The sequence below is a fragment of the Thermosipho globiformans genome, from assembly GCF_003990895.1.
GTDB classification, from domain to species: Bacteria; Thermotogota; Thermotogae; order Thermotogales; family Fervidobacteriaceae; genus Thermosipho; species Thermosipho japonicus.
Map to the genome: position 1 here is coordinate 60,476 of NZ_BHXD01000008.1, position 21,756 is coordinate 82,231.

Genomic DNA, 21,756 nt, shown 5'->3' on the forward strand with positions numbered 1-21,756 from the left:
TGATTATATCATAAAGTAAATTCCCCACAATGCGGGGAATTTACTCTAAATGTTTGATATTGATTCTTCTAATATTTTTAACACTTCATCTGGTAATTTATCTTTTCCAGAATTTTCTACTTCTTTTGTTTTAACAAATTCTATTCTTCTTTTGAACCCTTCTTTTAACGATTGGATATAGTTAATGTCATTCATGTCAGGTTCGAAGCCTTCTATACGTGTTATGTAGAAATCTCCAAACCATTTATACCATTTTAAAGAGCCTTCAACTACTTTTTCTACTAGTGATATTGTTAGTTCTTTAGGAATTTTCTTATCTAAAAAGTATCCTGTGTTTAAGATGTATCCTTCTACTCCTTTTTCAAAGAGTAATTTGAATTTTTGGTAATCCTCGGAAAGTGGATAAGTTCTAAATGGATTTGCGTATGGCTCAAATACCAATGCATTTGGATCAACACCATCATCCAATTTTTCAGCAGATGTTCTTTTTGTAGTAAGCAATGCGCCCATGGCTGAAGAGAGCACAGGATTTTCTATTTTAACTATAGGTGGGAGTGTTGGATCTTTCATAAGCCAGAATATAGCATTAATCTTAGAATCTATTTTATTAACCCTATTTGGTGACCAGAGCTTAGATTTTATTGCACGTCCATTTCCGTTTCTAATGTCTTCCATTATAGGTACAATGTTTCCATTTTCATCCATTGTTGCCCCGCAATTTTGAATGGTAAGAAGGTATTTATTATCTTCCTTGGATGTTGGATAATCTGCGGTTTTATCGAAATAAGATGGTTCAAGTGCTATTGAAGATAAATCTTTGGTTGATATAATGAAGGCATCATCGTGTAAAATAGTTACATCATAATTTTTGTGTTTTGCGTGTGTAAGTGTGGATTTTCCTGATCCGGATAATCCAAAAAATGCAGCTACAAAGTCTGTTTTTTCACTTTTTAATCTTTTTAATCCACCATGGCATGAAGCATATCCATTTCTATTTGCAATGCTCCACGCAAGGGTTAAAGTTCCTTTTTTAAATTCTCCAAAGTATCTCATTCCAAGTATAGCAGCACAGTTATGTTGAGGATCAAAAATAGCGAGTCCTAATGGATAATCTGGATGTTTCCAATCAGGATCCGCAAAAACGTAGATATCACCTTCGTTAAAAATATAAGATTCATTATACATTTTTTCGTATTCCAAGGAAAGGTATTGAAAATTCAGTAACCAGTTATATAACAAATTTTCATGACCTTCTGGAATTAGTAAGTGATTTTTTACCATAAACTCTTTAGAAAGTCCAGTAAAAGATATTCCGTGATACATTTTTTTGTGTCTAGAGTTGTAAACTGCTTCTCTTACAATTTCTTCATATTTTTTATTATCTATATTTGGATCTCCTATGATCCTTCTACCTGCAGCATACCTTCCAGTGACAGCACCATCATTGAAGAGAAGAACTTTTGTATCTTTGTCAAGGCCTAAAAGTTCTGGTTGGTAAACTTTCCAGCTTGTAACTATTGTACCAGGAGAATTTTTAGCAAGCTTGTATGCTTCTTTTGGGCTCGTAATGATTTCGACGTTGTTACCATAGAATGCCGTTTCAATCGTAACTCTCATTCTAGAAAAGAGTGAATTTTCCTTTGATATTTCATTGATTTTGAAATATTGTTTTGTTGCCAACACCATCCCTCCCCTCTGACAAGGGAAATTATAACAGTAAAGAAGAAAGTATAAAAATACATGATTGAATATTATAAATTAGAAAATGAAAGAATAAAAATTATTTGGAGAAATTTTGTCTGAAAATAAAAGAAGATAACTAATTTTAAAAAACTTCAAATTTTGAAAAAATTAAATCAGGGAGATTAAAGAGAGGAATATTGACTTGGGTGGGATAGAGAAACGATTAATGATTGGAACAATATGTTAATTATTTGTGAATCTTAATAAAAAGGCTCCATCTATTTAAAATGGAGCCTTAAAGTTTAAAAGGTATAAAAAGTTAAACTACTATAGAGTAGCTTTTCCTATCTTTTTTATAGGCAAGTCGCTCTTTACATCGTTTCCTATTACTAAGATTAGCTGGTGAATTGGAGAGTGTTGAATACCTGAGATCTTTAAACCTAAATTTTTTGTGTATGTTGGATTTTCTTTGTAGTTTGATAAAGCAAGTACAAAATTTCCTTTTGATGTTTGTTTTTTAATTTCATTCCAAAGAATTTTTTCTCTCTCTAAATCAAAATCTTTCCAACCAATAAGATATACATCTCCAGACTTAGGTAATAATGCCTTGGTAGCTTTTCCTACCATGCCAATTACCATTGTTGGTGGAATTGGAATTTTGTTGTTTGTATTGTAAAGTGATGCATTTCCACTTGCAACTTTTACATTAGAAAATTCACAGGCATCTTTCAATCCTTTCATCATAGCAGCTAGTCCTTCAGGTTCTTCGTCAGGATCTCCATAATTAATACAATCGGTTATAGCAAGTGGCTTAGCACCGACTGCTAGTGTTTTTCTAACGCTTTCAATAACAGCAATAAAAGAACCCCAATATGGGCTAGCTTTTCCAATATCTGCTCTGCTATGGGTAAGAAGAGAATAATACATATCTTCATCTTTTATTCTCATGAGAGCAGCTCCATATCCTGGTTTTATTATCGTATCAGTTCCAACCATATAATCATATTGAGTGTAGACATAACTTGCATCTATAGGTGAAAATTTAAGATCTATGTTTTCTGGCAATTGATCTTTTTCAAATTCATATATTTCTTCTTCAGGAGCATTTGAAAGTAATTTTGCAGGAACTTTCAAAATGGTCTTGCCATTGTGTCTTACATGGTAGATACCATCGTCTGTAACTACTCCAACAATTGCTCCGAATAGTAAGTGATCTTTAGCTATTTCTAATATTTTTTCTGCTTTTTCTTTTGATGTTATTACGGCCATTCTTTCCTGACTTTCACTTATTAATATTTCTATTGGTTTCATGTCAGGTTCCCTTAGTGGAAGATTTTCTAGGTCTATTATTGCTCCAAAACCACCTTTTGCTACAAGTTCTGAAGTAGCAGAAAGAACACCGCCAGCGCCAAGATCTTGTGCGCCTTCCACCAGTCCTTCCTCTACCATTTTTAAAAATGCTTCAATGAGTTGTTTTTCTGCAAATGGGTCACCAACTTGAATAGAAAGTTTGGTTGCTTTTTCACCAGTAAGGTCTTCTGAAGCAAATGAAGCACCGTGAATTCCGTCTCTTCCGGTTGCTCCACCAAAAATTACAATTACCTGTCCTTTTCTTGTTGCTTTAGAAGTAATGATATTTTCTTTTTTTACTATACCTGCTGCCATAACGTTTACAAGTGGGTTGTATTTATAGGCGTCACTGATTCTTAGTTCTCCACCAACAGTAGGAACGCCTATTGAATTTCCATAATCTGCTATTCCTTCAATTATTCCATTTATTATCTTGTGCATATGTAAAGAATCGAGAATAGCAGTTGGTCGTGCACCCATTGCAAGTATATCTCTTATTATTCCTCCAACACCTGTTGCAGCCCCGTTATAAGGCTCAATTGCGCTTGGATGGTTATGACTTTCAATCTTAAATGAGATATAGTATTTATCGTTTAAAGGTACAAGCCCTGCGTTTCCTGATTCCTCACTTACAAGCGGAAGTTTTTTTATATACTTTTTGGTATGAGAGTAACCACAGTGTTCGCTCCACATTACTGTAAAAGCTTCTATTTCATTTGTGGTGGCTTTTCTACCAAGGCTTTTTTCGAGTATGTCTAAGTATTTCATTTTTTACCACCTCTTATGTATTCATAAAGTGATTTAAAAAGCTTTATTCCATCATCACTTCCCATTATTTTTTCAACGGCTCTTTCTGGATGCGGCATCATTCCTAAAATATTCCCATTTATTATTCCTGCTATGTTTTGATCTGAACCATTTACATCTTCTTTGTATTTGAATACAACATTTGGTTGCTTATCTGTAACATATCTTCCAAAACCATGAGCAATTGGCAATTTTATTACTTCTCCTTTTTTATACATTAATGTAAAAGGTGTTTCGTTATTAACAACTTCAAGTTCAACAGTTTTACAAATAAAATTTCCGTTTTTATTTTGAAGTAATCCGCCTGGAAGGAGTCCCATTTCTACAAGTATTTGAAATCCATTGCAAATTCCAAGTACGAATCCGCCATTTTCTGCGAATTTTTTTACATTAGATGATTCTCTTGCTGATACAGCGCCAGGTCTTAAATAATCGCCGTATGAAAATCCTCCAGGAAGAATTATAAGCTCGAAATCATCTAGATTGTCCTTTGTGGAAACAAAATATGGTTTAAAGCCTGCAAGTTTTAATGCATAAAATGCATCTCGATCACAGTTTGAACCTGGGTATACTATAACTCCAGCTTTCATTTTATCTCCACCTTAAACTCCTCTGTGACAGGGTTAACCAGTAATTCTTCACAAGCTTTTATAACTAATTTTTCTGCTTCTTCTTTGCTTTCAGCTTGAACTTCCCCATGTATGGATTTACCAATTCGTATGCTTTCTATTGGAATGTTACTTTCTTCTCTTAAAACTCTTGCAATAGTTTCTCCTCTTGGATCTCTGACGTTGCTTTTGTATTGAATATCTACAACAAATTTAAACTTCTGCATGCTGAAAGGACCTCCCTATATTTTTCGAGTGGATCTCCTAAATCTTTTCTATATACGTCCTTATCAAATATACCATCTTTTTTTCTAAGTCGCAGGGTATCAGGTGAAATCTCATCACCCAAACAGACTTTTCCTTCATTGTCAATCCCATATTCAAACTTCATATCCCATAGATCAAATCCAAGTTTTTCAAAAAAGTTTTTGAGTTCGATTGCGGTTTTTTTTGCATTGTTTTCCATTTCTTCTGCTTGTTTTTCATCACAAATTCCAAATAATACAAGGTGATTTTTACATACCATAGGGTCATGTCTTTCATCGTCTTTTATAAAAAATTCAACAAGAGGTTCTTTAAATTCTTCCCCCTCATTACCCCCATATCTTCTAATAAAAGATCCTGCTTTTTTTAACCTTACTACAACTTCAAGTGGTAGCATTTTCAAAGATACAGCTTTTATTTTGTTTGGTGCAATGAAATCTAAAAATTGTGTGTATATCCCTTTTGAATTTAAATATTTCATTGAAATAGCAGTAATTTCTGCGCAAATTGCACCTTTTCCTTCTAAGACGTTATGTTTTTCGCCATCCCCGGCAGTGATATCGTCTTTAAAATTCAAAATAACGTAATTTCCAAAATCTTCAACAATCTTTGTTTTTCCTTCCATAAATATCCCCCTTAAAGATACTTCCCCACAAGCTTTGAGCGGTAGTCTTTTAGTTTTTTTGATAAACTCTCATCGCTTAACGCAAGTATTTCAATTGCAAGTAATGCGGCATTTTTCCCCCTATCGATCCCCACGGTAGCAACTGGAATGTCATTTGGCATTTGAACTATAGATAATAAAGAATCTAATCCCCCTAAATCGTTAGATTTTACTGGTACCCCAATGACTGGTTTTAAGGTTTTTGAAGCAATTACACCTGGAAGATGGGCTGCTCCACCTGCGATTGCAATAAATACCTTTGTACCTTTTTGTTCACAGTTTTGAATGTATTCATCTAATAAATCTGGAGTTCTGTGCGCTGAAAGATATTTTGTTTCATATGATACTGAAAATTCTTCTAAGACCTTTTCTGCTTTTTCTACTATGTTTGAATCACTTTTGCTACCTGCAATAATACTTACCAACTCATCACCCCCTATAAAGCAAAAAATCCCTACCATCAAAAGATGGTAGGGATTTTTCTAAAATATTTAGATAACAAAAGTATTAAGTACAATTTCCTCATTTTTCTCACTCCTTTTTGGCCTCACGGGACCAAATTAAAGGTACAACTTAAGTATAACATGTATTTTATGATAAGGTCAACTCATATATGGTTAAAAGATTGTAAAAAAGTTAAATCGAATCTAAAATTGACATGTATTTGGTAACATCATCGGGAAAAACGGTTAGGACTTTTCCAAAATTTTTGTATTTAGTAGCAACAAGCGCGTTTGCTGCAGCTGAAATTCCAACGTTAAGGCCAAGCTTTTTGTTGAGATATACAAACATATCCAGGACTTCCTCATCTTTAACAGTTTCTATTTCATCGATAACTGTTTTATCTAAAATTTTTGGAATAAATCCTGCACCAATACCTTGGATTTTATGTTTTCCAGGATTTTTTCCTGATAAAACAGCTGAATTTTCAGGTTCGACAGCTACAATTTTAACTTTTTTGTTAAAGAATTTTTTTAAAACTCTACCAACGCCACTAATAGTTCCACCCGTTCCAACTCCTGCAACAAAAACATCTAATTCAAAATTGGTTTGCCTTAGTATTTCGGGCCCAGTTGTAAGTTCGTGAGCTAAAACGTTGAAAGGATTTTCAAATTGATTTGGCATAAAAGCATCTTTTTCAATAACTATTTCTTTTGCTTTTTCAATTGCACCTTTCATTCCCTTATCAGCAGGAGTTAATATTACATCTGCACCGAATGCTTTCATGATTTTGATTCTTTCTTTGCTCATACTTTCGGGCATTGTCAAGATTGTTTTAAGTCCTAATTTTTTACCAATCCATGAAAGTGAGATTCCTGTGTTGCCACTAGTTGGTTCCACAATAATCCCATTTTTAATTGAGTCGTTGTTAATAGCAGATTTTATCATAAAATAAGCTGCACGATCCTTCACGCTACCTGAAGGATTGTTTCGTTCAAATTTTGCATATATACCTAATTCTTCAATAAAGTATACTGGAGTATTTCCAATCATATTTATTAACCTCCCTTTTATATAATCCATTCTATTTCTTCATTTTTTATTTCATTTGTATTTTTTGCGGGAATTCCAACAAACACTGAATTTTCTGGAACGTCTTCTAAAACTACTGAATTTGCACCTATTTTTGCATTGTTTCCTATTTTGACTGGCCCAAGAATTTTTGCACCTGCACCTATAAGTACGTTTTTTCCAACATCCGGATGTCTTTTTCCTTTTTGAATGTTTCTAGCCCCCAACGTAACTCCGTGATAAATTATTGTGCCTTCACCAACTGATGCAGTAGAACCTATTACAGTTCCTATTCCGTGATCGATAACTACTCCTGGTTCAATTTTAGCAGCAGGATGAATATCGATTGAAAATAATATTCTTGATAGAAAATGAATTAAGAATGAAATAAACTTAAGGTTATTAGTATAAAATAGGTGGGAGATTCTATAAAATGTTAAAGAGATAAATCCAACATGAAGTAAAACCTGGTATGAATATTCAATTGAAGGATCTTTTTTTAATAGTTTTTCTTTGTCTTTTTTTATAGCAATAAAAGTGTTTTTTAAGTCTTTAACGAATTTGTGCACCCCATAAAATATCACCGTCCTGTTTAATTTGTTGTTTTTATTATAACAGATTTATGTAGAATGTAAATTAATTATTTGTAAAAAAATTATTGCAGAATAAATCAATTAGTTTTGCCTTATAAAAATGTGGTAAAATTTTTTTGGGGGAAGGAGTGAAAATATGAAAATTTCAATAATTGGAGCAGGAAGAGTAGGTACAAGCATAGCTTTTCTTTACTTCATAGAAAGATAGCTAATGAGATAGTGATTATTAATAAAAGTTATGAAAAGGCTTATGGTGAAGCATTAGATCTATATCATGGAACTTCTTTAATCAAGAGGTGTAATATTTACGCTGGAAATTTTCAAGATTTAAAAAACAGTGATATTGTTATTATTACAGCTGGTGCAGCTCAAAAAGTAGGTGAAACAAGATTAGATTTAACAAAAAGAAACTATGAGATAATCAGAGAGATATCTAAAGAGATAAAAAAATATTCTAATGAAAGTATTATAATAAACGTAACTAATCCAGTTGATGTGCTTACTTATTTTCTTTGGAGAGAACTAGATTTTCCAAAAAATAAAGTTATTGGTACGGGAACAATACTTGATACAGCAAGATTTAGAGCTTTAGTTTCAAAGCAGTGTGGAATTTCACCGGCAAGTGTTCATGCATATATTATAGGTGAACATGGCGATAGTGAACTCATGGTTTGGAGTAGTGCAACTATTGGTGGTGTAAATATAAAAGATTTTTGTAAGGTATGTAATATAAAAAATTGTAAAAATTTGAGAGACATATTTGAAGAAACTAAAAATGCAGCTTACACAATTATTGAGAAAAAAGGAGCTACAAACTTTGCTATAGGAGTAGTTACAGCTCAACTTGTTGAGAGTATTTTTAAAGATGAGAAAAAAGTTTTAACTCCATCAACGTATATTGATGGTATTTTTATTGGTTTTCCTGCAATTGTAGGTAAAAATGGAATAGAAAAAATCATTCCAATTGAGATGAATGAATCCGAAATAAGTTTATTTGAGAATTCAAAAAATGTAATAAGAAAGCAAATAGAAGAAATAGAGCTATAACAATTTTTTTATTTTGCTCAATTTTTCAATGCTGAATTTAAGCCCACCGGATCTATTTCTGGAAAGCCATATTTTTTTATAATTTTCAATAAGTTTTTCTAATCTAATTGAAAATTCTTCTTTTGTAACACTAGGCAGGTTGGAAATACTGCTAACATTAACTTTTTTTGTGGAAATAAGAAGTTCAGTTGCTAAAATTGAAAGTTCGATATTGTTTTTAATTTCTTCTTTTATTAATGAGTCATTTATTTTACTCGCCTTTTGCAATTGTTCTTCCAAAAATTGTTTTGTTAATATTAAATTTTCTATGCTTATTTTTTCGAGAAAATCTTTATTTATTTTATCTGGGTATATATATACAAGTGCAAAAATCGCAGAATTAGGAAAGTCAATACCTGTTAATTTATATGCATTGCCTATTGCAATTAAAATTTCAGCCACCTCTTTTTCAAAATAAAGACTAATAGCATTTTCTATGTTAATGTCTTTGTTTTCTTCAAATCCCCAAAAAACTCCTGCTGAATAAAATATTGCTGGAAGTGATATTGGAAAATGCTGCCAGTGACCATTGTCTCCCCAATCAGTTAAGAGTAAGCCAGAAGCTTTGAATTTTATGGCATTTTCACTTGCGTTTTTTATGTTTAAAATAGAATTTTCAAACCTACCAATTAATGAATTCCATGATGATGTCCCTGGACATGCATAAAATTTTCTATTTTTAAACAATTTGCATTCATCTTCAAAAGGATGATTTTTTTCATATCCCCATATTAAAAAGGTGATATCATTTGGAATTTCATTTACAAGCTCTGGATAATTTTTGATTATATCAGCCCACATCATCATTTTTTTGTTGTATTTTTTTAGTAAATTATAAATTTTAAGAATGAAGTCAAGATAGACTTTGCCTTTTCCCATCTTTTCACACAATTTTTTGGATTTTCCCTGGCACAAATCAAATGTTTCATCACCATTTATATTGAAATATTTACTTGAAAAATGAGGAAGTAGCTCATTGTATAAGCTATCCAGGAATTTTATAGAATCTTCAATAACTGGTGAGAGAGAAAATGGTGTATTATAATGTTCACCCCAAGGTGTATCAAATTCAAAAGTCTCGGCTAGATAGCTATATTCATTGTGTGTTAACCATTTTTCCATATGTCCAAAGGAAGCTTGATTTGGGACAAGTTCTATGAATCTTTCTTTACAGTAATTGTCAAGAAGAATGACATCTTCTCCACTTAGAGGTGAATAATCTTTCCAAACCTTTTCATGATCTTGATATGAAAAGGTATGTTCGATATAAAGTTGGAGTTGATTGAATTTTAGTTGAGCTAGTAAATCGACAATGTAAAATAACGTCTCGAGCTTTGGTACTTTATCTCTACTGATATCTAACAAGTATCCTCTATTTTTTATGCTAGGAAAATCGAAAATTTCAAGTTGAGGAATTTTTGGACCAAAATTTTTTATAATTTGGATTAATGTCATAAAGGCATAATGTATACCAGCTACGTTATTTGCCGCTATTTCTATTTTTTTATTTGAAATTGTTAATATATATCCAGAATGTTTTTTAATTTTTGAGCGATTTATTTTACTCTCAATAACTGTTTTTTCACCGTTATGAAGGCTGATGAATGATTCAATACCAATATTTTTAAGTTCTTTTTTTAGCATTTTAGCACTTGTAAGTAATGACTTTGTAGGAATAGATATGAAAAGTTTACTTGGAAAGTTGAATTCTCCTTGGTTTATTTTTAATTTTTTTGGAGCAGGGATAAGAATCATATAGTGATCACCTCATCTAATTTTCTTATTTCTATTATATAACAAAAATGATGTATAATTTAAATAGGTAGGAATTTTACTTTGGGAGGGGATTTAAAATTAAAATTGCAGTCTTGTGTAATGATACAGCTAAAAGAGATTTTTTTAAGGAGCATGGACTTTCTATATTGATAAATGATAGGATATTGTTTGATACAGGTCAAACAGAGGTATTTATAAAAAATGGGGAAAAACTTGGAAAAGATTTTTCTAGGATTGAAAAAGTTATAATTTCGCATGGACATTATGATCATATTGGTGGGTTGATTTTTTTACAAAATATCGCAAATCCTGAAGTGTTTATTCATAAAAAAGCATTGGTTGAAAGATATAGTGGTAGTAGATTTGCTGGAGTGCCGTATGATTGGAATAAAATTGAATTAAAAGTAAACTTTATAGACAGCGATATTTCAACTGATGAAGTTAGAATAATAACAAATGTTAAAATGAGAGAAGATATTGTTGATGAGAAATTTAGATTATCAGATGGAAGAAAGGATTTTTTTGAAGATGAAATAAACATAGTAATTGAAAATTTTTTGTTTACTGGTTGCGCGCATAGAGGTATTGAAAATATTGTAGAGCAGGTGATAAAAAGGTATAATATAGAATATGTAGTAGGAGGATTTCACTTAGTTAATGCATCAAGTGAAAGGATAAGAAAAATTACTGAACTTTTTGAAAAATATGATTTAAAAGTGATACCTCTACATTGTACTGGTGAAAATGCTATAAAATTTATAAAAGATAGATTAAAAGATAAGTGTATTATTTTAAATTCTGGTGATGAATGGAGGAGATAAAATTAACGGAAGGCGAAGAAGAGGAATGGGACGTTTTAGGAAAACGTTTATTGAACCGTTTGTTTTGTTAATAATAGCACAAAGTCCATTGCATGGATATGAAATAGCAAATAAACTTTTGGAATTTGGTATAGAACTTACAGGACTTGGACAGATGGGGAACCTTTACAGAATTCTTTCAAAACTTGAAGAGGAAGGTCTTTTGAGGTTTGAATGGGATAATACAAATCAGGGACCTTCTAAAAAAGTTTATTATATTACACCAGAAGGACTTGAATACTTAAAAAGAAGTGTTGAAGAACTTGAAAAAATAAACAATACTATATCTAGATTTATTATTGAGGCTAAAAAGTTAATAGATATGTAGATATTGAGGTATTTTTATTAACATTTTAGGGGTGTTATAAATGAAAAAGTTATTTTTATTTGTTTTACTTTTTTTTCAGGTGCTCTCTTTTTCATTTAACATTTTGGATGAAACACAAAAGGACATAAGAGCAATACAGTTTGATATTAAAGAGCCATTGCTATTTTCAACTACATTTTTGGTTGATGGAAAAGTTAAAGGGTTAGAACTTTCTAAATTTGATAATTTTTGTTTTGAAACAATTAACAATTTAGGTGAGAAAGATTTTTTAATTTTAACTGCATTAGTTGCAGGAATTGCTTATTTTGATGATCCTTTGTTTTCATATACAATAATTGAAAGTACTGTTTTTACTTCAGCAATAACGTATGCATTTAAAATTTCAATTGGCAGAGGAAGACCTTATGCATATGAAAGCCCTTTTGTTTTTAAACCTTTTTCTTTTGATGATAAAAATTTTTCCTTTCCTTCCGGACATAGTTCATTTGCCTGGGCCCTATTTACTCCGCTTGCTGAAAGGTATAATAAAGGATTATATATTTTTCCTATTTTATTTTCAATATCAAGGGTTGTAGGAAACTATCACTGGCTAAGCGATGTCATTTTTGGAGCATTTATTGGTTATACTATTTCGAGATGTTTTTATTATAATTAAAATAAATCGCCCTATAATATGGACTTACCCTGTAAATGGTACAAATAAAAAAGTTAATAATTTACTTTTTAAACAGCATGGCTTCGGAACTCTATCGGAGCCATTTTTTATTGTGTTTGTCACTAACTTCATATTATTACTTTCACTTACTGATATTCTATTATCTTGTAATGCGCCCCGAAAAATTGGACAGAAATCAAGAAACTTTTGTGTAGTTTAAGTATTCTTCGTATACCTCTCGCGGGTTTTTGTATTTTAATGCACTGTGTGGATATCTGCTATTGTAAAATTCCTCGTACCATTTTTACGTCCTTCGTCATTACTTTCGTCATGTTTATTCCCAGTACCTGCCTTGGCCTGGTTGAAATTATCTTTCTTTGAAAACTTCTTTTTGCTTTCTTTATGTGCTTCTTTAGAAGTAATCCATTTTCTTTCATTATTCTGTAGATTCTTTTGTGATTGATTTTCTTTCGCTGTTTTTTAAGCATAGCACAAATATGTCTATATCCCCAATATGGATGTTCCTGCTTTAGCTTTTGTATAAGTTTAAGAACACTTGCATCATTTTTCTTTCTCTTGTATTTTTTCGTTTTATAATAATACGTACTCCTACTTATTTTCAAATACCTTACAGCTTCAGATATACTGAATCCTTTTTCAATTAATAAACTTACTGTTTTCCTCCAGGATGAATGACTGTTTTTTTTAGTGTCTCAATAACGATAGCTTGTTTACCAATAATTTGTTCAAGCTCTTGTATCTTTCTTTGATATTGTCTACTTGAGAAGAATTGGAAAAATTTTCAAGTGCAGACTTTGCACCAATACTTATCTCTCCACTTGTAATACTGTCCTTGAGAAATACCGTGTTCTCTACAAATTTCAGCTATAGCTTTTTGACCTATTAAACCTTCAAGAACAACTATAATTTTCTTCAGCGGAAAACTTTCTTCTCATACCTTTCACTCTCCTCATAAAAAATTATACTCTCTCTTTTTTCTCTGTCCAATTATTCAGGAGAGCTGCATATTATTCTCCTGTATCCATATATTTCTTTGTATCTAAAATATAGTTCTCTAATCTCGTTTTTGTAAGTTCAGTGTATCATATGTTAGATAATTATTTATACACAATACACAATCATACTCTATCTACTTTTAGGGGCCCCCAAGAGAGAAGCAATAGTCTTTTTAGGAAGTTTTTCATCTGTGTAAAGCTTAATAACTTCTTGTTTTATATCCAAAGGATACCTTCTAAATTTTTGACCTTTCTTAGCCAAAGAAAAACACCCCCTTGTTGGTTTTATTGTACCACTTCGGGGGTGTTTTTTTTTCATTAATTTTTTTGTGTTTCATTTCTTGGAGTTGGCGCAGTGATTTAATTAAATTTTTGTTGATTAAATTAATAAAAAATTTAACTATAAAATATTTTATTATATTGTTTTAGTAAAGCTTGATAGAAAGATTACTAATATTAACAATAAATTAATTAAATATAAAATGTTTTTATTTTGTTTACTTTTAAAGATAATTATATGCTTTATTGATAATGGTTTTTGTTTATTCAATAATATATTTAATATGTCAATAGACAACTAAAATTAGTTGTTTTTTAATAATATTGAAATATTATAGATGGAATAGAAAACAGTTGTTATTTTTTTTTTTTTTAAAGATAATTGGAAAATATTGGCAAATTCAAAGTTTGGATTTAAGATAAAAATAATATATATTAAACTTGAATTCCTTTAATTGAGAGTTGTAAAATTATATAAAAATTTTAATGGCTATTATTACAAGAGGAGGGTGAGATTATGAGGAAATTTTGGGGGATTTTATTGTTTTTAGTATTATCTGTGACAATCTTTTCTCAATATTATGATTTTAAAATGATAGTATCTAAGTCATTTCCAAAACTTGATAGAGAATGTGATGAGAGTTTGACCGAACCAGTTGTATATGCGAAATGTACAAAGTGGGAAGAAAAACCAGGATATTTAGATAGCACTTGCTTAAATATTTGTCAAACGACATGTCAAGTGCTTCCTAATAGAGTTGCTGTATTTATTTGTTCTGTAGGTTGTTATGGCGCTTGTTGGAAACCTGAAAGCAAGAAATGTCTTGATTGGGATGTAATAAGAGTTTATCCGTGTAATTGGGGATACTAAAAAGGGGGGATCTTTGTGAAAAAAAGTTTGATTCTTGTTTTGTTGATTGTATTTAGTGTTATTCTTATTTCAGAAACTATAATAGTTGAGGGTAATATTCAACAAGCTATTGATAAGGCAAAAGATGGAGATATAATTTATTTGAAAGCCGGCACTTACAAAGAAAATTTATCGATAGTATCTAAAAATATAACTATAGTAGGAGAAGAAGATACTTATTTAAGCTATGTTGGAAAAGATCCAGAAAATATTTTTAATTCGAGTCCAACAATTTATATTGAAAATTCAAATGTTGTAATAAAAAATTTGAAAATTGGATCAGTAAACTCAATTGGAATTGGACTTTTAAATTCTAAACTTTCATTGAGCGATGTAGATATAAATCTTAACAATGCATATGGAATAGCATGTGTAGCTGATAAAGAGGAAGAATCATTTTTGGAAGGCTCGAATTTGAGTGTCAAAGATACAAATTATAAAAGTAGTTTAAATAAAAGAGTTACTTTGAGTTTCAACAGTGTTGGGATAATGCTTTCAGGAAATTCAATATTTGTAGCAAATGATATTGAAATAAAAGGAATGAAAAATGGATTAATTTTAAATAACAAAATGTCATATATTTACAATTCAGACTTTATGGAAAATGAAAACGTAGCAATTATATTAAGTGGACAGCAAAAGTTTATAAACAACAGATTCGAAATGAATGTTGAAACATTTAAAGTTGCAAATTCCCCTGAAGTAGAATTAGTAGGAAATGCATTTAAAAATAACTCATATAATTTTGTAATTAAAAAAGATGATTGTTCTTCTTGTCCAAACTTTAAACGTTTTTCTGGAAAAATTATAGGTTTTTCTAATATTTTACAGTCTCCAGAAATTTCAAATGAAAGTTTTGGAAAATATTTTTGGAAATAGTAAATAAAAAGAATTTTTAAAGAGTCGCTATGGAATTTTTTCCATAGCGACTTTTTTGTTGATAATTTTAATATTTATTGTATAATTAGTTTGTTAGGCGAATTAATTTTTGGGAGTTGATTTTTTTGAGTGTGCCAATAAGAATTGTGTTTTATACGTTCTTAAATGGTATATCAAGAAATGTATATCAAGTACTATTCAATTTATATTTGAAAAATTTTGGTTATGATAACTCTGTTATTGGAAAAATAATGTCTTTTAATCTTTGGGGTTCAGCAATACTTGCAGTGTTTTTGGGAATTCTTTCAGATAAAATCGGTAGAAAAAAGATGCTTTTATTTGTACAACCACTTGGAGCATTATTTGCGGTAATGAGATTATTTCCAGTTAATTTGACTTGGCTTTATGCTACTTCTTTTTTATTTGGTGGGTTTAATTCTGCAATAATGATATTGACTGATGTATTTTTGGTTGAAAGTACGCATAACAAAAATAGAGCTAAATTTTTTGGAATGAATTTTGGAGTAAGGATGTTGACAGGTGTTTTTGGAAATGCATTGGGAGGATTTTTGGGCGATGTTTTTGGATTTAGAAATGTAATGATTTGGTCTATGATATTGAGAGTTTTTGCCATTGTTCCAATTCTTAAAATAAATGAAGTTGTAGTTCTAAAAGAAAAAATAAAAATGGATGAATTTCAAAAGAAGATATTTGCATTTTATATTTTTTCAACTGCAAGTGTAGGTTTTGGTGCAGGCCTATTTATTCATTTTGGGAATGTCATATTCTATGATTTATTTGCTTTAAGTGCAACGATAATTGGTTTTATACTGGCTCTTGCACAGTTTGGAACAAGTATTGGCTCAACCTTTTCCCACAAGTTAGGAAAGAAATTTGGAGCGGCTAAAGTATTGATGCTTTCTAATCTTGCTGTTCCAATATTGATACTAATGCTTTCCTTTGTTAGAGAACCTATAAGTTTTACAACTATATATGTTGCAAGATTTACAATAATGAATATGGTAAATCCAATATTTAATACTCTAGTTTTATCATACTTACCAAAAAGTATACTTGCATCAACTGCTGGAATAAGAAGTTTCGCAAATAACGCAAGTAGAGCTTTTGCTGCAATGTTGTTTTCTGTGCTAGCTACTAGCTCAAGTGGATATTCTATTATATTTTTAATAAGTTCAATATTTTACTTTATAAATGCATTAGTGATTTATATTTTCTATAAGATGATGAAGGATAAAGATTCAGAATTTTATAGTTGATCTATATCTTTTATAACTTTGTCTGTTTTAAATTCTATCTTTTTTACTAAATTTGGATTTTTATAAATTATTTGTTTTATACCTTGATCACCCTCAAGGTTTAAAATATTTTGAAATAAGCTTTTATGAACTATTGTTGGAAAGCCTTTAATATTTTTATAGTAAGGGGCAATTATTTTTTCTTCATTTTCAATTTTTTGCAAAATGCTATATATTATGTCAGTACTTATATAAGGCATATCTGCAAGAAAGATAGCAATGTAATCAGGCTCAAAAGGGATAATGTTTTTAATTAATAATTTTAAAGAAGTTGAAATCCCTTTTTCATACTCTTTATTTATTAAAATTGTAAAATTTTCTGGGATTTCAAAGTGATGATTAATCTTATTCCAAAGAGGATTAACTATTAAAAAGTTTTTTTCGAAATTTATAGATTTTACAACGTTAATGACGTGTTGAAGCATAGGTTTTCCATTTATGCTATGTAAAATTTTTACGTTATTTTGAAATCTTTCTCCTTTGCCAGCTGCTAATATTGCTGAGAAGATTCTAAATTCAAAAGATATTCTTTCCATTTTCTTCCTCCAGTAAAACCATGTATATCGTTTTTCCCAACAACTCTATGACATGGAATGTAAATAGGCAATGGATTTTTTGACATTGCAAAACCTACAACTCTTGGGTTTACATTTAATATTTTTGCTATTTGACCATATGTCATAGTTTGGCCATATGGAATTTCTCTTACAAAGTCCCATACTCTTTTAAATGTTTTTCCTGTATTAATTTCTACTTCAAACAAAAGTTTTTTTCTTTTACCTTCAAAGTATTCTTTTATTTGACTTGTGAATATACCTAATTCTATTTCTTTTAAAAATTCATTTGAAAATTCTATTCTAATTGCTTTGTCATCTTTAACATATATAATTATTGAACCAATTTCTGTATTTACAATCCCTTTTTCCATTTTTTCACTCCTTTGGTATAATTATACCAGGTGATAGAATGAATTTAAAAGTTTTATTAAAGTATATTATGTACATTTTTTTGATAATTTTATCATTTGTAAATTTCGGACTTACATTGTTAATACTTTTTATACTGCAAATACCAGTTATTAGAAAGTCTATACTTGGTAGGTTGCCTTTTAAGCTTGAAAAGGAGCCGTGGAGCAAGAAAGAGACTTTTAAATATAAGAAAAATTTGTGGCTTGATGTCTATTTTCCAAAGGAAAAATCTGAACATCTTATTTTATTTGCACATGGTGGTGGCTGGATTAGTGGATATAGAAGACAACCTAATAATATGTCATGGTATAGATTTCTTGTCTCAAAAGGTTTTATTGTTGCCACAATAGATTATAGATACGGTTTTCTAAATGAAATTGAGCAACTTGTGCAGGATTTATCAGATGCATATAATTTTGTAAAGAATAATATAAGTGTTAAAAAGATAAGCTTAATGGGACTTTCGGCTGGAGGTCATCTTGCTTTGTACTTTGGATTGAAGCAAAAGGTTGAACTGGAAAATATAGTTGCGTATTATTCTCCCTGTGATTTACTAGATATATGGGAAAGTGAATCTTTATTTGCAAGATTTGCGGTTTCTACAACTTTAAAGAGACTTCCGTCAAAATCAAAAGATGTTTACAAATATTATTCGCCTATTTCTTATGTAGAAAAAGGTGGTGTGCCGATATTATTGGTCCATGGTATGAAAGATAAAGTTGTTCCTTATATCTCATCAGTAAAAATGTACAAAAAGTTGCGGAGTTTCTCAAATAAAGCGAGGTTACTGCTTCATCCATTTGGGGATCATGGATTTGAGTTTATCTTGAAAGATGAAAAAACAAAAAGTATTTTACTAAAAACAATTGAATTTTTAAAGGGTGATGGATATGATTAGTTTTGATTTTGATTTTTCAATGCCAGAATATACATCTGGTTATATACTAAAATCAAAGAATTTTCGAGTGTCATTTATTAAATTTCCAACTCAATATAAATTTGCAGAAAAGGGAACAGAGATAGTTGAAACTTACTTGTTTGAACCTAAAAAAGATATTGCTGGAAGTTTAATGATTCTTCATGGATTGGGAACAAGTAATATTCCATTTTTACTTTGGATGGGTACTCATCTTGCTAATGCAGGAGTTAGAACAATTGTCCCAATACTTCCTGGAAATTTTACAAGAGTAGCAAATAAATCAGTAAGTGGGAAAGATTATTTTTCAACCGATGTCGAACGTGCTACTAGATTTTGGGAACATGCAGTTGTTGACACATTAAGTGTTTTAAATCTTGCAAAAAATTTAAATTTGTGGCATGAAAATAATTGTTTGCTTGGATTTTGTCTCGGTGGGATGTTAAGTGTAATACTTAATTCGTTGACAGATGATTTTAAAAAGACTATTTTGATGACAACCGGTGGTGATGTTGGAACGTTAATTTGGTACTCGCCAACGCTTGCTTTTATGAGAAGAGAAATAAAAAAAGGTTTTGGTGGAGATATAATACATAAAGAAGAATTTTTGGAGAGGTTCAAGAATGATATAGAAAAATTGAAAAAATTTGAAAATGTAAAGCAAATGCAGCAAAGTGATATACATCCATTCTTGAAAATAGATCCAATTGCGTACGCAAAATTTGTAAAGACTGAAAGAATTATATTTATTGAGGCCTTGTTTGATAAAGCTTTGCCAAAATCGACTAGAAAAATGTTGTGGGAGATGCTTGGAAAACCAAGAAGGCATGTTATATTCTCTGGACATGTTACGTGGCTGCCTTTTCAATATTTTCTTGCAAGATTTATTTTAAAGGAAATGGATGCAAATGAATTTAGAAGACAAGCAAGATTAATGGAGAAGATTAAATTTGAAGAAAAATAATTAATTCTTGTATTTATATTTATTTTTCATTTTGTACATAAGTAGATCACCAGATTCAAGGGTTTTTTCAAGCGAACTCTGGTATCTAATTATTCCCCATGAAAAGGTAGGAGATGTTTCATCGCTTTTTCTAAATTCATTTAGTATTCTATTAATTGTTATTTTTCCTTTTCTCTTAGAACAATTTTTAAGGACAATAAGGAATTCATCGCCGCCAAGTCTGATTAGTAGATCATCTTTTCTTATGTTATTTTTGACGATTTGCGAGAATTTTTTTAGTACTTTATCACCATATTTATGTCCGAGAGTATCGTTTATTTCTTTTAGTTTATTAATATCGATGTATATAAAAAGATCAGATTCATCGAATTTTTCAAAGTCAAATATATTTCTATTATATGCCTTTGTTAGATTGTCAAAAACACTTTTTTTATAGTATATGTGCTTTTCTTTTACAGTTTCTTTATAACTTGAGATAATTATATATGAAAATACAAAAAATAATATAAGAACACCTAAAGGACTTAAAAATTTGGTTTCGATATCAAAGATTAGAACAATGACATCATGTATTGCTGTTAAAATAAATGATGATAAAATGAAGAGTAAAGTAAGTGATTTTTTTGTGTTTGACTTGAAAAAAAGATAAATCAAAAATACTGCATTAAGAACAAAAATTACAGAAAGGTAATTGTGAAATGTGTGAGTGTGGTAGACTGAAGGTGAAGATATTAAGATAATACATGAAAGATAATAAAGGAAAGTTAAGATTTTACCAAATAATCCATTGTAGTTAAAGTATATAAAACTGCCTTTTGAAAGGAATAAAAAAGATAGGTAAAGACTAACTAAAGTTATTTTTTTAAATAAAGTAAAATTTTCTAATGAATCAAAAACTGAAAGTGGGAGTGTATCAAAGAGCCATATTGATCCAAGAATAGAAGCTAATGAAAAATGTAAGAATAATTTCTTTTCGTTTCTTTTTGAATTAATGGAAAATAAGAGTAATATAATTGAAAGTGATAACAGTGTTCCCATCAAAAATATTACTAGATAAAATGTTAAAATTTTTAATGTCCAATATTTTGGAAGTTGTTGCTCTTGGATTATAAATATTGGAAAGTCGATACCTAGCTCATATGTTCCTGACATTTTTATTTTTAATTCTCTAGATTCATCCGGCAAGGTTATTAAAAATGGTGAATAAAAAAAGTGTCCTATTTTGTTTTTATACCCTATTTTTTTAATTAATATGTCATTAATATATATTTCAATATAGGAAGCATCAACCTGAAGGATATATAGATATGAATTTTTAGGTACATTATCCAACTTTGTCACTAAAGAAATACTTGAGGGCTTTTTTAGCAAAAAGAAAAAAGGAATTTTTAAATTTTTGCTATATTTATTAGAGTTTTCAACAACGGAAAAACTTTCGATTTTTATCCCTTCAACTTTTAAGGAATAATTATATAAATTTATTAAAACTAAAACAAAAATAGATGAAAACACTAAAGTTAAAGCAATTTTTATTGAAGTTTTAATTTTTATTACCCCCTTATTACGTAATTATTTTAACAGTATTTTTTTATTTTTTCAACTATAATATGAGAGGTGAGATGCATGATGATTTTGGGGCATAGAGGCTATCCTGAAAAGTATATTGAAAATACTATCGATTCATTTAAAGGCGCAATTGATTATGGAGCAGATGGCGTAGAACTTGATGTCTATATGACGTTAGATGAGAAAATTGTTGTAACACATGATTCTAATCTAAAAAGGGTATTTAGTGTGGATTTAGATGTAACAAAATCTTTTTTGAAAGATATTAAAGAGGTAGCACCAGTACCTGAACTTGTTGAAGTATTCAATGTTTTGCCAAAAGAAAAATTAATAAATGTGGAAGTAAAGGATAAAGAAAAGGGAGAAAAAATAGTAGAATACGTTATTGAAAACAAAAAGCATGATATAATCTTTAGCTCATTTGAACATGAAATTATATTGAGATGTGCTGAAAAGTATAAAGATGAGAAATTCGGGCTTTTATTTGATGAAAGACACCAAAATTTGAGTTTTGAAGATATAAAAGAACTTTTTGAAAATCATAGTATATATAGTGCTCATCTTCCAATTGAGTTGTTTTATATTGATAAAGAGAAATTTTTTGCGTTGATAGAATATCTAAAAGGAATAGGAAAAAAGATTGTCTTTTGGACGGTGAATAAAATAGAAGAGGTTGAGGTAATTAAAAACTTTACGGATATTATAATTACAAATTCAGTTGAAAAAATGGTTGAATACATAAGAAAATAAACCTCC

Annotated in this window: 22 protein-coding genes and 2 pseudogenes; 10 read left to right on the plus strand and 14 right to left on the minus strand. The window is 29.9% G+C overall.

The window, feature by feature from the left end; genetic code table 11:
* Positions 1 to 45: 45 nt before the first annotated feature.
* The 8 genes from EO083_RS06750 to epsC all read right to left on the minus strand — a co-directional run bounded on the left by EO083_RS06750 (position 46) and on the right by epsC (position 7,457).
* Entirely contained in the window at positions 46 to 1,686 is a 1,641-nt protein-coding gene (locus EO083_RS06750; RefSeq protein ID WP_306307840.1) for a phosphoenolpyruvate carboxykinase (ATP), read from the minus strand.
* A 324-nt stretch (positions 1,687 to 2,010) separates the two neighbouring features.
* Positions 2,011 to 3,801, minus strand: a complete 1,791-nt coding sequence (gene purL, locus EO083_RS06755; protein ID WP_126993403.1) for a phosphoribosylformylglycinamidine synthase subunit PurL — start codon at positions 3,799 to 3,801, stop codon at positions 2,011 to 2,013.
* Positions 3,798 to 4,430, minus strand: a complete 633-nt coding sequence (gene purQ, locus EO083_RS06760; protein ID WP_126993404.1) for a phosphoribosylformylglycinamidine synthase subunit PurQ — start codon at positions 4,428 to 4,430, stop codon at positions 3,798 to 3,800. The genes purL and purQ overlap by 4 nt, the downstream gene beginning before the upstream one ends.
* Positions 4,427 to 4,675, minus strand: a complete 249-nt coding sequence (gene purS, locus EO083_RS06765; protein ID WP_012580249.1) for a phosphoribosylformylglycinamidine synthase subunit PurS — start codon at positions 4,673 to 4,675, stop codon at positions 4,427 to 4,429. The genes purQ and purS overlap by 4 nt, the downstream gene beginning before the upstream one ends.
* On the minus strand, positions 4,651 to 5,337 hold the full coding sequence (locus tag EO083_RS06770; RefSeq protein WP_126993405.1) for a phosphoribosylaminoimidazolesuccinocarboxamide synthase: 687 nt from the start codon (positions 5,335 to 5,337) through the stop codon (positions 4,651 to 4,653). The genes purS and EO083_RS06770 overlap by 25 nt, the downstream gene beginning before the upstream one ends.
* A gap of 11 nt (positions 5,338 to 5,348) precedes the next feature.
* On the minus strand, positions 5,349 to 5,801 hold the full coding sequence (purE, locus tag EO083_RS06775; RefSeq protein WP_126993406.1) for a 5-(carboxyamino)imidazole ribonucleotide mutase: 453 nt from the start codon (positions 5,799 to 5,801) through the stop codon (positions 5,349 to 5,351).
* Between the two features lie 211 nt (positions 5,802 to 6,012).
* Complete coding sequence (locus EO083_RS06780) at positions 6,013 to 6,870, minus strand: PLP-dependent cysteine synthase family protein (protein WP_126993407.1); 858 nt, start codon at positions 6,868 to 6,870, stop codon at positions 6,013 to 6,015.
* 17 nt (positions 6,871 to 6,887) lie between these two features.
* Positions 6,888 to 7,457 carry a serine O-acetyltransferase EpsC gene (gene epsC, locus EO083_RS06785; protein ID WP_126993408.1) on the minus strand — a complete coding sequence of 190 codons (570 nt, stop codon included), beginning with the start codon at positions 7,455 to 7,457 and terminating at the stop codon, positions 6,888 to 6,890.
* A 160-nt stretch (positions 7,458 to 7,617) separates the two neighbouring features.
* On the opposite strand from epsC, the pseudogene EO083_RS06790 reads away from it, so the two are divergent.
* A pseudogene (locus tag EO083_RS06790) lies at positions 7,618 to 8,528 on the plus strand (L-lactate dehydrogenase).
* Here EO083_RS06790 and EO083_RS06795 read toward each other — a convergent pair.
* Complete coding sequence (locus EO083_RS06795) at positions 8,523 to 10,322, minus strand: beta-N-acetylhexosaminidase (RefSeq protein WP_126993409.1); 1,800 nt, start codon at positions 10,320 to 10,322, stop codon at positions 8,523 to 8,525. The pseudogene EO083_RS06790 and the gene EO083_RS06795 overlap by 6 nt on opposite strands.
* 167 nt (positions 10,323 to 10,489) lie before the next feature.
* On the opposite strand from EO083_RS06795, the gene EO083_RS06800 reads away from it, so the two are divergent.
* The 3 genes from EO083_RS06800 to EO083_RS06810 are packed head-to-tail and all read left to right on the plus strand — an operon-like array spanning position 10,490 to position 12,186.
* Positions 10,490 to 11,164: an MBL fold metallo-hydrolase gene (locus EO083_RS06800; RefSeq protein ID WP_241230003.1), complete on the plus strand. Its 675-nt coding sequence runs from the start codon at positions 10,490 to 10,492 to the stop codon at positions 11,162 to 11,164.
* A 25-nt stretch (positions 11,165 to 11,189) separates the two neighbouring features.
* On the plus strand, positions 11,190 to 11,531 hold the full coding sequence (locus EO083_RS06805; RefSeq protein ID WP_126993410.1) for a PadR family transcriptional regulator: 342 nt from the start codon (positions 11,190 to 11,192) through the stop codon (positions 11,529 to 11,531).
* Between the two features lie 40 nt (positions 11,532 to 11,571).
* Entirely contained in the window at positions 11,572 to 12,186 is a 615-nt protein-coding gene (locus EO083_RS06810; protein ID WP_126993411.1) for a phosphatase PAP2 family protein, read from the plus strand.
* 308 nt (positions 12,187 to 12,494) lie between these two features.
* On the opposite strand, the pseudogene EO083_RS10165 reads toward EO083_RS06810, so the two are convergent.
* Positions 12,495 to 13,142 (minus strand): annotated as a pseudogene (locus EO083_RS10165) (transposase); the annotation flags it as partial.
* A 190-nt stretch (positions 13,143 to 13,332) separates the two neighbouring features.
* Positions 13,333 to 13,464: a hypothetical protein gene (locus EO083_RS10110; protein ID WP_277600366.1), complete on the minus strand. Its 132-nt coding sequence runs from the start codon at positions 13,462 to 13,464 to the stop codon at positions 13,333 to 13,335.
* Between the two features lie 534 nt (positions 13,465 to 13,998).
* Between EO083_RS10110 and EO083_RS06830 the strand changes: the two genes are divergently transcribed.
* The 3 genes from EO083_RS06830 (at position 13,999) to EO083_RS06840 (ending at position 16,547) form a co-directional block, all read left to right on the plus strand.
* A complete protein-coding gene (locus EO083_RS06830) occupies positions 13,999 to 14,352 on the plus strand; it encodes a hypothetical protein (protein WP_126993413.1) in 354 nt (117 codons plus the stop codon).
* A 15-nt stretch (positions 14,353 to 14,367) separates the two neighbouring features.
* A complete protein-coding gene (locus tag EO083_RS06835) occupies positions 14,368 to 15,270 on the plus strand; it encodes a right-handed parallel beta-helix repeat-containing protein (protein WP_126993414.1) in 903 nt (300 codons plus the stop codon).
* Between the two features lie 116 nt (positions 15,271 to 15,386).
* Complete coding sequence (locus EO083_RS06840; RefSeq protein WP_373277310.1) at positions 15,387 to 16,547, plus strand: MFS transporter; 1,161 nt, start codon at positions 15,387 to 15,389, stop codon at positions 16,545 to 16,547.
* Here the strand turns inward: EO083_RS06840 and EO083_RS06845 are convergent.
* A complete protein-coding gene (locus EO083_RS06845; RefSeq protein WP_126993416.1) occupies positions 16,538 to 17,122 on the minus strand; it encodes a nucleotidyltransferase family protein in 585 nt (194 codons plus the stop codon). The two genes, EO083_RS06840 and EO083_RS06845, sit on opposite strands and share 10 nt — an antisense overlap.
* Positions 17,077 to 17,514: a methylated-DNA--[protein]-cysteine S-methyltransferase gene (locus EO083_RS06850; protein WP_126993417.1), complete on the minus strand. Its 438-nt coding sequence runs from the start codon at positions 17,512 to 17,514 to the stop codon at positions 17,077 to 17,079. The genes EO083_RS06845 and EO083_RS06850 overlap by 46 nt, the downstream gene beginning before the upstream one ends.
* Positions 17,515 to 17,552: 38 nt before the next feature.
* Between EO083_RS06850 and EO083_RS06855 the strand changes: the two genes are divergently transcribed.
* Both EO083_RS06855 and EO083_RS06860 read left to right on the plus strand, forming a co-directional pair.
* Complete coding sequence (locus tag EO083_RS06855) at positions 17,553 to 18,452, plus strand: alpha/beta hydrolase family protein (RefSeq protein WP_126993418.1); 900 nt, start codon at positions 17,553 to 17,555, stop codon at positions 18,450 to 18,452.
* Positions 18,445 to 19,434: an alpha/beta hydrolase gene (locus tag EO083_RS06860; RefSeq protein WP_126993419.1), complete on the plus strand. Its 990-nt coding sequence runs from the start codon at positions 18,445 to 18,447 to the stop codon at positions 19,432 to 19,434. Before EO083_RS06855 ends, EO083_RS06860 begins: the two co-directional genes overlap by 8 nt.
* Here EO083_RS06860 and EO083_RS06865 read toward each other — a convergent pair whose 3' ends face one another.
* Entirely contained in the window at positions 19,435 to 20,775 is a 1,341-nt protein-coding gene (locus EO083_RS06865) for a GGDEF domain-containing protein (RefSeq protein ID WP_241230005.1), read from the minus strand. It abuts the gene before it with no gap.
* Positions 20,776 to 21,057: 282 nt separating this feature from the next.
* Here EO083_RS06865 and EO083_RS06870 point away from each other — a divergent pair, with 282 nt between their 5' ends.
* Positions 21,058 to 21,750: a glycerophosphodiester phosphodiesterase family protein gene (locus EO083_RS06870; RefSeq protein WP_126993421.1), complete on the plus strand. Its 693-nt coding sequence runs from the start codon at positions 21,058 to 21,060 to the stop codon at positions 21,748 to 21,750.
* Positions 21,751 to 21,756 lie beyond the last annotated feature (6 nt).